This window comes from Erwinia artemisiae (genome assembly GCF_051400835.1).
In the GTDB taxonomy this organism is placed as follows: domain Bacteria; phylum Pseudomonadota; class Gammaproteobacteria; order Enterobacterales; family Enterobacteriaceae; genus Erwinia; species Erwinia aeris.
In genome coordinates, this window is sequence record NZ_JBLFFM010000002.1 from 661,965 (window position 1) to 674,189 (window position 12,225).

General features: G+C 53.4%; 16 protein-coding genes and 1 riboswitch. Of the genes, 6 read left to right on the top strand and 10 right to left on the bottom strand.

Features of this window, described 5'->3' with window-relative positions:
• Positions 1-154 precede the first annotated feature (154 nt).
• A complete protein-coding gene (yjbE, locus tag ACMGEE_RS07800) occupies positions 155-409 on the top strand; it encodes an exopolysaccharide production protein YjbE (protein WP_301252269.1) in 255 nt (84 codons plus the stop codon).
• Between the two features lie 159 nt (positions 410-568).
• Complete coding sequence (locus ACMGEE_RS07805) at positions 569-772, top strand: hypothetical protein (RefSeq protein WP_253455130.1); 204 nt, start codon at positions 569-571, stop codon at positions 770-772.
• 176 nt (positions 773-948) lie between these two features.
• Here the strand turns inward: ACMGEE_RS07805 and ACMGEE_RS07810 are convergent, their stop codons facing one another.
• Positions 949-1,425 carry a nuclear transport factor 2 family protein gene (locus tag ACMGEE_RS07810; protein WP_253455131.1) on the bottom strand — a complete coding sequence of 159 codons (477 nt, stop codon included), beginning with the start codon at positions 1,423-1,425 and terminating at the stop codon, positions 949-951.
• A gap of 20 nt (positions 1,426-1,445) precedes the next feature.
• Positions 1,446-1,736: an anti-adapter protein IraP gene (gene iraP / locus ACMGEE_RS07815; protein ID WP_253455132.1), complete on the bottom strand. Its 291-nt coding sequence runs from the start codon at positions 1,734-1,736 to the stop codon at positions 1,446-1,448.
• 267 nt (positions 1,737-2,003) lie between these two features.
• Between iraP and ACMGEE_RS07820 the strand changes: the two genes are divergently transcribed.
• Both ACMGEE_RS07820 and ACMGEE_RS07825 read left to right on the top strand, forming a co-directional pair.
• Positions 2,004-3,452, top strand: a complete 1,449-nt coding sequence (locus ACMGEE_RS07820) for a sugar porter family MFS transporter (protein ID WP_253455133.1) — start codon at positions 2,004-2,006, stop codon at positions 3,450-3,452.
• Positions 3,453-3,538: 86 nt separating this feature from the next.
• Positions 3,539-4,321, top strand: a complete 783-nt coding sequence (locus ACMGEE_RS07825; protein ID WP_253455134.1) for a hypothetical protein — start codon at positions 3,539-3,541, stop codon at positions 4,319-4,321.
• 34 nt (positions 4,322-4,355) lie between these two features.
• On the opposite strand, the gene crcB is transcribed toward ACMGEE_RS07825, so the two are convergent.
• Positions 4,356-4,736: a fluoride efflux transporter CrcB gene (gene crcB / locus ACMGEE_RS07830; RefSeq protein ID WP_253455135.1), complete on the bottom strand. Its 381-nt coding sequence runs from the start codon at positions 4,734-4,736 to the stop codon at positions 4,356-4,358.
• Positions 4,737-4,805: 69 nt separating this feature from the next.
• Positions 4,806-4,878, bottom strand: a riboswitch (Fluoride riboswitch).
• A gap of 157 nt (positions 4,879-5,035) precedes the next feature.
• Here crcB and ACMGEE_RS07835 point away from each other — a divergent pair.
• The gene (locus ACMGEE_RS07835; RefSeq protein WP_301729913.1) at positions 5,036-6,079 is read left to right on the top strand and encodes an FUSC family protein; all 1,044 of its coding nucleotides are present in this window, start codon (positions 5,036-5,038) and stop codon (positions 6,077-6,079) included.
• Between the two features lie 25 nt (positions 6,080-6,104).
• On the opposite strand, the gene ACMGEE_RS07840 is transcribed toward ACMGEE_RS07835, so the two are convergent.
• The 6 genes from ACMGEE_RS07840 to ACMGEE_RS07865 form a co-directional block, all read right to left on the bottom strand.
• Positions 6,105-6,269 (bottom strand): hypothetical protein, encoded by a 165-nt coding sequence (locus ACMGEE_RS07840; protein WP_253455137.1) that lies wholly within the window; start codon positions 6,267-6,269, stop codon positions 6,105-6,107.
• Positions 6,270-6,719: 450 nt separating this feature from the next.
• Positions 6,720-8,009, bottom strand: a complete 1,290-nt coding sequence (locus tag ACMGEE_RS07845; protein WP_253455138.1) for an MFS transporter — start codon at positions 8,007-8,009, stop codon at positions 6,720-6,722.
• A gap of 378 nt (positions 8,010-8,387) precedes the next feature.
• Positions 8,388-9,806, bottom strand: a complete 1,419-nt coding sequence (locus ACMGEE_RS07850; protein WP_253455139.1) for a sugar porter family MFS transporter — start codon at positions 9,804-9,806, stop codon at positions 8,388-8,390.
• Between the two features lie 143 nt (positions 9,807-9,949).
• Positions 9,950-10,624, bottom strand: coding sequence for a hypothetical protein (locus ACMGEE_RS07855; protein WP_436829862.1), 675 nt, complete (start codon positions 10,622-10,624; stop codon positions 9,950-9,952).
• A gap of 576 nt (positions 10,625-11,200) precedes the next feature.
• On the bottom strand, positions 11,201-11,398 hold the full coding sequence (locus ACMGEE_RS07860; RefSeq protein ID WP_301252260.1) for a hypothetical protein: 198 nt from the start codon (positions 11,396-11,398) through the stop codon (positions 11,201-11,203).
• A gap of 97 nt (positions 11,399-11,495) precedes the next feature.
• On the bottom strand, positions 11,496-11,621 hold the full coding sequence (locus ACMGEE_RS07865; protein ID WP_301252258.1) for a hypothetical protein: 126 nt from the start codon (positions 11,619-11,621) through the stop codon (positions 11,496-11,498).
• 174 nt (positions 11,622-11,795) lie between these two features.
• Between ACMGEE_RS07865 and ACMGEE_RS07870 the strand changes: the two genes are divergently transcribed.
• Entirely contained in the window at positions 11,796-12,029 is a 234-nt protein-coding gene (locus tag ACMGEE_RS07870; RefSeq protein ID WP_125288333.1) for a hypothetical protein, read from the top strand.
• A 100-nt stretch (positions 12,030-12,129) separates the two neighbouring features.
• Here the strand turns inward: ACMGEE_RS07870 and ACMGEE_RS07875 are convergent.
• A partial coding sequence (locus tag ACMGEE_RS07875) for a flagellin (protein ID WP_148101260.1) occupies positions 12,130-12,225 on the bottom strand: 96 nt, incomplete at its 5' end.

Sequence of the window (12,225 nt, forward strand, 5' to 3'; positions counted from 1 at the left end):
TTTACTTTCCATACTCTGTTAATGACTGGATCTGTTTACGCCATTCTTAAACAGAAAATAAGCAAAAAGGCTGTTTTGCGGCTATTTGCAACGCAAAGGATTAAAACTAAGCTTTCCGCCAACAACACCTGTATAACGCCTGAGGATAAAAATAATGAAAAAAATCACCGCGCTGGCTTTGTTCCTGATGATGACGGGCAGCCATGCCGCTTTTGCCGCACCAGCACCAGCCGCCGCGGGCGTCGCCGCCGGCAGTGAAGCGACCACGCTTTCTGACGGTAACTCCAACGCCGTTGGCGTCGGCGCGGTCGGCGCGCTGCTCGGCATCGCTCTGGCGACCATGGGCGGCGGCGGCGACGGTTCGAACACGGGAACCACCACAACGACCACCTCCACCACGGCTCATTAGTCCGCAGCCGGCCTTTTAGTCATAAAGGGCCGGCTTTTAGTTAACGTCCGCCTCGCTTTTCAACCCCATGGCTGTACCGCATCGCCAGCTGACATTCGTCGGCCGCCTCGCTTTTCGCCTATACTTTGGGACTGATGTGGTTTTATTACGGAGGGAACAATGTTAATCGGCTTCGTTTTACTGGTTAGCGCCTGCGGCCACGACGCCTGTGACGCTTTACCGGTGTCCGAACATATTTTCCCGACGCGCGCATCCTGTGAGCGCATGGCAGAGCGTATTCATGAACGCCGCCCTTCCGCCGTATTACTGTGCGGCGAGGTCTATCGCAACCATGACAGCGAAACGACGGATATAAATCCGTAAGACAATCTTTTTTGGACGTTTAGTGGCAAAGGTGAGGATAGCTCTTCAAAAGCCATGAATGTTAACGCAGAAGGCAGGTATTGGTTGAGCTTGCATGCGGCGCCCGTCAGACGACTCAGAACAGCCCAGAAGCAGACGGCCTGAGCCAGGCTGCCCGCTTCTGGTTTGCCTCGGCGCTAGAGCCCCAGCTCGCTCAGGCCGGGATGGTCATCCGGGCGACGGCCCAGCGGCCAGTGAAATTTACGCTCGCTTTCCTGTATGGGCAGGTCATTAAGACAGGCATAGCGCGTGGTCATCAGGCCATTGTCATCGAACGCCCAGTTTTCATTGCCGTAAGAGCGGAACCAGTTGCCGGAATCGTCATGCCACTCGTAGGCATAGCGCACCGCAATGCGGTTGTCCGTGAAAGCCCACAGCTCTTTAATCAGGCGATACTCCAGCTCGCGCGCCCATTTACGGCTCAGAAAAGCCTCCGCTTCCTGACGGCCATGAATAAACTCCGCCCGATTACGCCATTGCGTATCCAGGGTATAGGCCAGCGCCACTTTCTGCGGATTGCGACTGTTCCAGCCGTCTTCCGCCAGGCGTACCTTCTCTGCTGCCGTTTCACGCGTAAAGGGCGGAAGCGGCAAACGACGTTCCTGTTCAGCCATCACTTTTCCTCGCGGAGAGGCTATTGCGCCTCGGCTTTTTCATCGACGTAGCGCGTCACCGCCAGCAGTCGATTAATATGGGTCAACAACAGATCGATATCCGACTGCAAAAAGCTTTCACCGGATGTCGTGGCCGCCACGATGGCGTTCTGAATGTTGTCTGAAATCGTCGATGCGCCGTCGCCTTTTCCCGCCGTCAGCAGCAGCGCCGCCACCAGCAGCGACTGCGCTTCTACCTGCGCCGTCAGCTCTTTTGCATCAACTTCAATTTTAGCCATCTTCATTAAGATATCGATAACCAGCTGCTTCATCATTACTCCCCGCAATAAATTATCCCAGAAATTACCATTACGTTCAGAAACGAGCAAACTGAAACGCCGCTGGCTGCACCTTCTGTTGCATTCTGATCCACTTTCTTCCTTTTTAGCGCATTTTATAAGCAAGATGGCCATTTTCCCTGGGCAAAAGCAATTATATTTCCCGTTTCGCCTGGCTAAATGCCCGGCGTGGAGTAGATTTAATCTTGTGATGCTTATCACATCATTATCACAATAATAACGTTGGCAAGGGAGTAACTTGTGAATCAGACATCAAACGGCGGGACAGCCGGCACTCAAACGAGTACCCCGACCGAACCCCTGGTAAAAGTGATCGCGTTTATCGCGACGCTTGGCGGTTTACTGTTCGGCTATGATACCGGGGTGATTGCGGGCGCCTTGCTTTTTATGAAGCACGACCTGCATTTAACGTCATTGACCACCGGGATGGTCACCAGCTTCTTAATTCTGGGTTCCGCCATCGGCGCCATCTTCGCCGGGCGCGTGGCAGACCGCTTTGGTCGTAAAAAAGTCATTCTGGTGATGGCGGTGATCTTTATGGCCGGTTCGCTGGGCTGCGCCACCGCGCCAAACGTGGAGATGATGATCACCTTCCGCTTTATCCTCGGCCTGGCCGTAGGCGGCGCGGCGGCTATCGTTCCCGTGTATATTGCGGAAATCGTGCCGGCCAATCGCCGCTGGCAGTTCGTGACGCTTCAGGAGCTGATGATCGTTTCTGGCCAGCTGATCGCCTATACCAGCAACGCCGCGATTAACGAAGTCTGGGGCGGCGAAACCACCTGGCGCTGGATGCTGGGCGTAGCCTGCGTTCCGGCAGTTGTGCTGTGGGTCGGGATGCTGTTCCTGCCGGATACGCCTCGCTGGTATGCAATGCACGGCCGCTACCGTGAGGCGCGCGACGTGCTGGAGCGCACCCGCCATTCGCGCGTGGTAGAGAAAGAAATGGGCGAGATCCGTAAATCGATGTCCTCGAAAAGCGAGAAAAACGCCCGTCGTAAAAAGACGATTTCGACCTGGATGAAGCGCCTGGTTGCGCTGGGTATCGGCGTGGCGATGCTGCAACAGCTTTCCGGCGTAAATACTATTATGTTCTATGCGCCGACCATGCTGCAGGCGACCGGCCTGGGCACTAACGCCTCGCTGCTGGCGACCATCGCTAACGGCGTCATTTCCGTGATTATGACCTTTGTGGGAATTATGCTGCTGAGCCGCTTTGGCCGTCGTCCGCTGCTGCTGACCGGCCAGATTGGCTGTACCTGCACGCTGCTGGCGATTGGGTTGCTGACCTGGCTGATGCCGGAAACGGTTGATGGTCATCCGGACGTGCTGCGCAGCTACCTGGTGCTGGCTGGCATGCTGATTTTCCTCTGCTTCCAGCAGGGCGCGCTGTCGCCGGTCACCTGGCTGCTGCTGTCGGAAATGTTCCCGATGCGTATCCGTGGGATGGCTAACGGCATCTCCGTTTTCGCCATGCAGATGACGAACTTTTCCATCGCGTTTCTTTTCCCGACGCTGCTGGAAAAATTCGGCCTGACCAACACCTTCTTTGCCTTTGCCGCTATAGGTATCGCCGGCGGCATCTTTGCGGTGCTGTTCGCGCCGGAAACGCAGGGAAAAACGCTGGAACAGATCGAGAAGCACTTTAAAAAGCATCTCCAGGACGATCCTGCGCCGCAAACGGACAACTAATCGAGGCGCCAGGGACGGCGCACAACTTTCTGACAAAGGAAACTTTCTGAGCCTGCACGGCAGGTAAACAAATAAAGAGGCCTGAAATGGGAACGGCGATATTTATGGTTTTGATGGTTTGCGGCTACTGGTACACCAGTCGCGACCTTTCCACCCGCTTTAAAATCAAGCGTTCTTTTGGCTGGGACGTCTACTTTCTGGTCGCCCTTTACGGCTGTATTTTTGTCTTGCAGGGCGTGATCGCCACCGGGCTAATCTGGCTCTTTCTGCTCGCCTGCTCCAGCCTGCTGAACATCATGCCTGAGCTTACGGGCGGTCATCACCACAACTGGCAAATGGAATTTATGAACTGGAGCTTTCTCGGTATCCAGGCGCCAGTTGTGGTGATGCTCTCTTTTGCCGTCGCCTTTTGTCTTTACCGTTCTAACTGGTCCGGCAGCGCCAGGCTGAACAGCAAGGGCCGCAAAAAGCTTTATAAAGAACTTTCGCGCTCTAACGGCGTTGAAGGCATTCTGTTTCAGTGCATGGAAGAAGGGGAGCTGGCCTGGGTAACGCTGAAATCGCGCCGCATCTATATCGGTATGATCCATACGGCTTCCTATGAGATCGAGAATACCGCTAATATTGTGCTGATCCCGATGCTGAGCGGCTATCGTGACGGCAAGACGCTGAATCTATGCGTAGAACACAACTACAGCAAGTGGTATGCGGAGCATAATATTACGCTGGATTCGGAACCGAAATCCGCGATGGCGTTCCGTAAAGTTATTCTGCTCAGTCAGATTGAGAGCCTGTCGCTGTTTGATGCCGCCAGCGCCAGCGCGTTAGCTTTCGATAGCGATGAGGATGAGGAACAGCCGCCGCAGTAATACGGTTTTCGGGCTGGTGCGCCCTATCAGCTCATCAGCCCATCACTAAAGTGATAAGCCAGAAGCCGGCGAACGTCATCAGCAGCGAACCAACCACGTGCGTTAATACGGAAACCATCGCCCACAGATAGTTTCCCGCCTGCATCAGCGTAACAATTTCCAGCGAAAAGGTGGAAAACGTGGTCATGCCGCCGCACAGGCCGGTGGTGATCAGCAGCTTCCAGGCAGGATCAAGCTGCGGATTACGTAAAAACCACGCCATCGCCGCGCCGATAATAAATCCGCCCAGCAGATTCACCAGCAGCGTACCCGGCGGCAGATTTGGAAACAACGAGTTAAGACGGACGGCCAGCAGCCAGCGAATAACGCAACCGGCCGAACCGCCGATAATCACAGCGAGCAGAGGTTTAAACATCATCTTCCTCAATAGAGTGACGAGGATTGCGTAAGAAGCCCGACGCGCACTCCTCCTGGTTAAAAGAGAGCGTTGTCAGGCGTCATCAGCCCCTTATGAGCGGGGCGGTTGGGAAAGGCGGCACGCCATCGCCTCAGGCCGTTGAGCGTACTCAGTCGCGTGAACTTTTGCAAGCCTGCGGCCCGGCATCAGCGACGGCATCAGAAGCATTGCCATGAATTTACTGGAATTTATAGCAGATTAGCCGTGCTGCGCTATGCTTGCTTTCGTTATTAGCTACAAGGAGATTTGGCTACCGCATGCGTTTAATTCCCCTGCCGCGACATGATTTACTGCTGGGCCTCTGCTGCCTGCCCGCGCTGCTCGTTATCTATCTGACCGGCTTTACCTTCGGACAGGTGCAGGCCGCAGGCCTGGTTGCCAGCGGCGCGCTGACGCTGGCGTTCGGTGCGAATAAAACCTGGGGCGGATCTTCTTTTTCGCTGCTGTTTACCACCACGCTGGGGGTGGCGCTCTCTTCAGCGCTGGGCTGCCTGGCGGGCAACATTACGCCGCTCTATATTGCCGGCGCCATGCTTTATGCGGCCGTTTACGTGACGATGGCGAACGTGGATGACAGCGCATGGTGGATGCTGTTGCAATGGTCGATCGCCTGGCTGGTCTCCGGTTATTTTGCCGGTTCGCCGGAGCACGCCGCCGATCGGGCTATGCTGGTTGGCGCTGGCGGTCTGATCCAGATGTTTTTCCTCTATCTGGTGTTCCGCCGCTACCCTTTTTATCTGAAAGACGTTTATCCGCGCGCCTGGCTGCGTTTTTTACGCGTCACAACAGGCAAATATAAACACAAAATCCATCTGCAATGGTCGGTTTTCTTTGCGCTAATGGCGATGGGGCTGGCGCTCTCCGGCGTGGAATTTTTCCATCTGAAAAACGGCTATTGGGCGGGCATGACGCTGTTAATCTGTCTGCGTAACAACTATCGGGACTCGCTGTCGCGGGTGCGCGCGCGCGTATCAGGCACGCTGATGGGCAGTATTGCGGCGGCGGCGCTTATCGATCTGTGTGACGCTCCGCTTTACCTGATAGGCGGATTTATGCTGTTTGGTTACGCCGCCTTTACCTGGTCCTATTCGCTGATCGCTAAATCCTATTTCGTCTTTGCCTTTATCGTCACCATGATGGTGGTGTTTATGATCGCCAGCCTGGGAACGTCGCAAATTGTTGTTGCCACCCATCGTCTGGAAACCACCGCTATAGGCGGCCTGTTCGCGCTGTTTGCCCTGGTGATGACCCGCCTCTTTACCCGCAAACAGATCCTGCTGCGGCGGCGTAAATCGGCCTGAACACCGCGCCCTTTCCGGCTGAAGCTCACCGCTTTGCTGCAGGACGTTTTTCAGCCATGTTCAGGGTGGGTTCCTCTGCGGCCGGTTTTGGTTTTTCCTCTTCCTCAGGAAAGAAAGACTCCAGAAAACGTCGCTGTTGCTGATTCATTTTCCAGCCCTTCAGGCATGATTTTTCAGGAAGCGTAGCCATTAAGCTATCCCCCACAGCAGCAACAGTATCCAGAATATCAGACAGCCCAGCACAATCTTCAGCCAGACTTTTCCGCGAAATGATAAATATTTTCCCATTGACGCTCCTTATCTCTGTCAGAAACAGAGCCACTATAAAATATAGCGACCAAATTAACTATCCATTTATTATTTTCGCAATATGGGATCTACCACACTAAATTTATAAACAATAAAATAGCGCTTTATATTTCAATAACCAACTTTCAAAATGCTATTTGAATTACAAAAAACGCTTAACAACAAGCCTCAAAAAATTAACGCCTGGTAATATTTTTTATTAGTGCTATATCAGGAAAGATAAACATTTTTACATTCCAGAATTAACGCATTTTATTAACTTAAAAATTCCATATAAATAAAATTAATTCCAATAAGGCGATGCCGGGGCACCGCCGGTGGATTAGCGCTTTTAAGAAGTCGCTTCGGCCTGATCTTCTTCGCTGTTAACCATTGCCGCCTGAATTTCCTCTTCATCCAGCGAGGGATTCAGCGCGACGGCCAGCGGTGAACTGGCCAGGCTGTCCGGTACGGCGACATGCGGCGTAGGATTTTCGGCATTTTCCTGCTGGATTTCGCTACGGTGCCAGCTCATTACCGCAATTATTACGCCACAAAGCGCGAAAAACAGATAGAGCATATGCCCGCCCAGCGGCTGCATCAGCGCGCCGGTGATCATCGGCCCGATGCAGGCACCAACGCCAAATGCCATCAGCAGGCAGGCAGTCAGCGAAACGCGCCTTTCCGGAGCCACGCTGTCGTTAGCCATCGCCACCACCAGCGGGTAAAGCGAGAACTGCATCATGCTGGTGATAAATGCCGCGCCGGTCACCCAGATGAAAGTGAAATGCAGCGGCAGCGTCAGCAACAGCGCCGTTATCGAATAAAGCAGCGCGGTGCCGCAAAGCAGACGATGGCGGTTAAAACGATCGGAGAGCCAGCTCAAAGGGAATTGCGACACCAGCCCGGCGAAAATCGTAATGGCCATAAACAAACCGGTTTGCCGCGTGGTAAACCCTAGCTGGCTGGCGTAAACGGGCGCCATGCCGTAAAACGCGCCAACGGCCATGCCGGTCGCCAGCGTAATCAGCAGGATGCGAGGGATAGCGCGAAAAAAATAGCCCAGTTCCATCGGCGCGGGCGACATTGGCTGCGCGTTGGTACGGGTGGTCAGCGCAATAGGCACCAGGCAAAGCGCGAAGCAAAGCGCCACAATCAGCAGGCTTGCGCTACCGGATGCCGCCTGGGTCATCAGGATGATCTGACCGGACGACAGTCCCAGATAGGTGGCGACCATATAGAAACCAAAAATCAGACCGCGCTGGCCCGGCTCCGCCTGATCGTTCAGCCAGCTTTCCAGCACCATATACTGGCACATCATGCACAGGCCGATAATCAGCCGCAGACCTATCCAGGCAGGCAGCCATTCCGTCAGCCCGTGTCCCAGCACGGAAGCCGTAATGATGCCAGCGCAGGAGACATAGGCGCGAATATGCCCCACCCGCGCGATGAGGTTATGCCCTACCTTGCCGCCTATCACCAGGCCGATGTAGTTGGCTGCGATAATACCGCCGATCAGGCTGCCGCTAACCTGTTCCTGCGCCAGACGCAGGGAAACATAGGTGGTCAGCAGGCCGGAACCCAACAGCATCAGCAGCGTGGTGCTGTATAAAGGTAAAAAGGTGCCGAGAACTTTCTTCATTGCGCTTCCTGTCTTTTTTATTCCACAAAAGCAAACCTGCACTGTAAAAGGTAGTCGTGCTTTTGCCGTGACAGCAAGCTTAACGGGCAGAAAAACAGACAAAAAAATTATGTGTTGATATTGACGAGGTCATTGCAATAATTAAGACAGGAGCCGAGTGACAATTATTTTCTTCAGCAGAAACATCGCATTGCACCGTTATGTGAACAAATACAAAGCAAATGGAAATATATCAAGAGCTTCCTTAACGTAATTTTTTCGGTTGATTATTTAATCAGATTAATAATACTTCGCAGCGCAATAAATAAAGTATAAACACTATTTGTCGGCCCTGAAGCTGGTCGGCTCAGGGCCAATATTTTCAACGTGGCAGCAGCATTACTGCCCCAAATCCCGCAGTTTTTTCCCCGCCATCAGATTCTTTTCAATATGTTCCAGCGTAATGTTTTTGGTTTCCGGCACCAGCAGGAAGGTAATTACAATAAATACCAGATTAAAGCCGGTATAAAGCCAGAAGGTGCCCGCCGCGCCGATGCTGCCCAGCAGGGTCAGGAAGGTCGCGCCGATAATCATGTTCGCTACCCAGTTGGTAGTGGTGGAACAGGTGATGCCAAAGTCGCGGCACTTTAACGGCTGGATTTCCGAACAGAGGATCCACACCACCGGCGCGGCGCTCATCGCGTAGCCTGCAATACAAAGCATCGTCATGCCGACCGCCACCCAGGAAAGGTTCATGGTGGCTTCGCCCTGCCCCACTTTCATCAGGCAATAGCCGAGGATCAGCGTGGCAAAAGCCATCACAGAGAAACCGATTTTCAAAATAGGTTTGCGGCCCGCCTTATCGACAGTAAAGACCGCGATAAAAGTCGCCAGCATAAAGGTGACGCCAACCACTACCGTCGCCATCATCTGCTGCTGGGTACTCTGGAATCCCGCCATTTTAAAAATCTGCGGCGCGTAATACATGATGATATTCATACCGGTAAACTGCTGCATTCCCTGTAACAGCATGCCGAGAAACACGGCGCGGCGGACGTTGCTGTTTTTGCGAAACAGCGACAGCCCACCCTGCTTCATTTTCAGGCTTTCGCGGATCTCGTTCAGCTCCTGCCTGGCCTTATCGGACGTATCGCGCAGCATCCGCAGCACCTCTTCCGCCTCCACATGCAGGCCTTTCGCCGCCAGCCAGCGCGGGCTGTTGGGCAGGAAGATCACCATCACGAACAGCAAAACGGCGGGCAGCGCCAGAATGCCCAGCATGGCGCGCCAGTTGCCGCTGTAGCTGAAGGCCGTATCCGATAAAAACGCCAGCAGAATGCCGAAGGTGATCATCAGCTGATAGGTGCTTATCATCTTGCCGCGAATATTTTCCGTCGCCATTTCAGAAAGATAAAGCGGCGCAGTATAGGAAGCGATGCCGACGGCGACGCCCAACAGCACGCGAAAAGCGAGCAGGACCTCCAGATTGACCGCCAGCGCCGATCCCAGCGAGCCGACGATAAACAGCAACGCGCCCGCCATCAGGCTATATTTCCTCCCCAGCCGGTGCGACACCCAGCCGTTGCAGATAGCGCCAATTGCCGCGCCCAGCATCATGCTGCTGACTACCCACTCCTGCTCATGGCTGTCGAGCGTAAAGTGCTGGGTAATAAACGGCAGCGCGCCCGAAATCACGCCGATATCCAGCCCGAACAGCAGCCCGGCCAGGCCTGCCGAAAACGAAATAAAGAGATTCATCCGCCGGACTTTGTTTTTCCGCGCCTGCGGCAGCACCATACTGTTATTGATTGAAGACATTTTTTTAACCCCGGTTTTATCCTGTCTGCCGGTAACATACAGACTCGCGCAGGCCGGAGGTTATGTTAAAAAGTCCACAGGCATGGATTAAATGGCTGTGGCGCACGAAGTTGTGATGACGATCGCATTCCTTTGCGCCATGCTCAGGACAACGCGGCGGTTTGCGACCAGTTATAGGTCACCAGACGCAGCTGAATGGTGCCGGTAATTTCGCCATATCGCTGATTCATACGCGCTTTAAAAAACTGCTGTAGGCGCTCGGGCAACACCGCTGCGTTATAGCGCAGCAGCGTGCTGTGCCAGAACGTCGGTGGCCGGGCGCTGCCGCTATACCTCTCTTTTAACAGGCCCGCATAGCCGGAATGCTGCAACGCCTGCCAGAAAGCTTCTCTTCTCGTGATATCTGTCGCATCCGCTATACCGGCGATAAGTAATTGATTAGGCAAAGCCACCAGCCGCAGCTCGCGGACGGTAAGCTTTTTTTCCAGGCAGTGCGCCGCGGCAATTCGCGTTAGCTCCTCAATGCCCTCAGGCTGGTGGCGTTGGTCATAACACGAAGGGGTAATGGCCAGAAAAGTCAGATGAAAATGGTCAGGCTGCATGATATCGGCAAGCGGATCGTCCAGCACCTGTTCCCGCAGCTCTGCCAGCAACGCGCTTATCGGCTGGGTCAAGGCGGGCTTAATGCCGGTGGCGATGGCTTTTAGATTTTCCGGATAGAAGCCGCTGTACGCTTTAGCCGTTGTCGGATCGCGCCAGATGCGCAGCGTTTTCTGCGAGCGCTGATGATAGATTTGCGTAAGGCTTTCTTCTTCCACCCTGTGTTCTCCCGTCCGCTGTTAAGCATGCCAGTGTAGAAGCCACGGGAGAGAAAGGGCAAACAGCGGGCTGGCAGCAGCAAGACTAAAAACAGGAAAATAGCAGGGACGGAAAGGGTTTTGCGAAGCATATCAATAGCTAAAAATTTCGCGGGCGGGTCAGAATGTTAAAGGCGCGCCAGCACAGCTCTTACATTTCCCCGACGCCAGTCGCGCTATTGTCAAAGCTTGTTTGCTGTATTCGGGAACGGTCAGGAACGCTCAGTAACGGTTTCTGAAGGTCCTCAAAAAACCCGGTCTACCAGCCGGTTTTTTTTGTGCCTGCCTGCTGACGACCTGCATTCAAATCATAAACGTTCGCGCGTTTATGACTGGCATGTCGCTGAGCAACTGCCCGGCTAAGCAAAGCCAGCGGCTCTTAGTTTTAAAGATTGCCGGCACGCTGCTTTTAATTATGTTTCAGACCGGCTCTTTTATTGCCTTTTCTGCAAGGATCGCCTCAGCGTAAGGCACAATAAAGCGAGCCGCCTCAGTTTCCGGAGGCGGCTCACGACACGGGTTCAATCAGATATCCTCCTACCTGTCCTCGTCGTCGTCCTCTTCATCATCGGACTCAACGAGATCGTCATCCTCCAGCGGTGCATCAATTTCTTCGTCATCTTCCAGCGGATCGACGAGTTCATCGCTGCCTTCAGGGATATCTTCATGGTCATCATCGGCTGGATATTCAGCGTCATCAGGAACCGGTTCCTGGTAATCCGGACGTTCAGACATAGCCACCTCCATCACCCCATATGGGTCAGTTAACTATAGAGGCTGGCACCAAACCGATCCCGCGCTGCATCACAGATCCGATAAAACTCGCGGCGATTTATTCGGGAAGTTTGTCGCCCGATTCTGGCGCATCGTCCGGGCTGTCTTTCTGCTCTTTGGGATCTTTTTCGATCCGATTCTGCAAGCCGGTAAAGCGCGGATCGTTAGAATAAGAAATGAACATAGGTGACCTCCTGAATAGCGAATGAAACAGAAGTATAAACCCAATTTTAAGATCTGAGTCCCGAAAGGCGGAAAGGCGAGCCCGTGGCATGGTGACTTTTTAACCAGGCTGCTCTAAGGTTTTAACAGGTTATGACGCTGAATTTTTTCTGGTTAACGCTTTAAGGGGAAAATAATGGAAAAAATGACGGTTAAGTATGGCAATTTAACCTTTCCGGCCGAATACAGCGAAACGCAGACCGGCGGCGGCCTTGATAAAACGCTAATTATTGCCAAAACCGAGCAAAGCACGGCGCTGTTCAGCGGCGCATTACAGGAAACGTTTAATTTTGAATCCGAACGATTAGGTGAGGAAGATTATATTTTGAGCGATGAAGTGCCACAGCATTTTATTTTTACCCACAAATAAGAGCTGTAGCCGTACGGCTATTTTGATGTAAGCGTGTCGTAACCTTTTTGATGCATAAAAAAACCCGGCCTGAGCCGGGTTTTGTCTTGTAGCGTAAGGCTTACTGCAGCAGAGACAGAACGCCCTGTGGAACCTGGTTGGCTTTTGACAGCACGGAGGTACCAGCCTGCTGAAGGATCTGCGCCTTCGACATGTT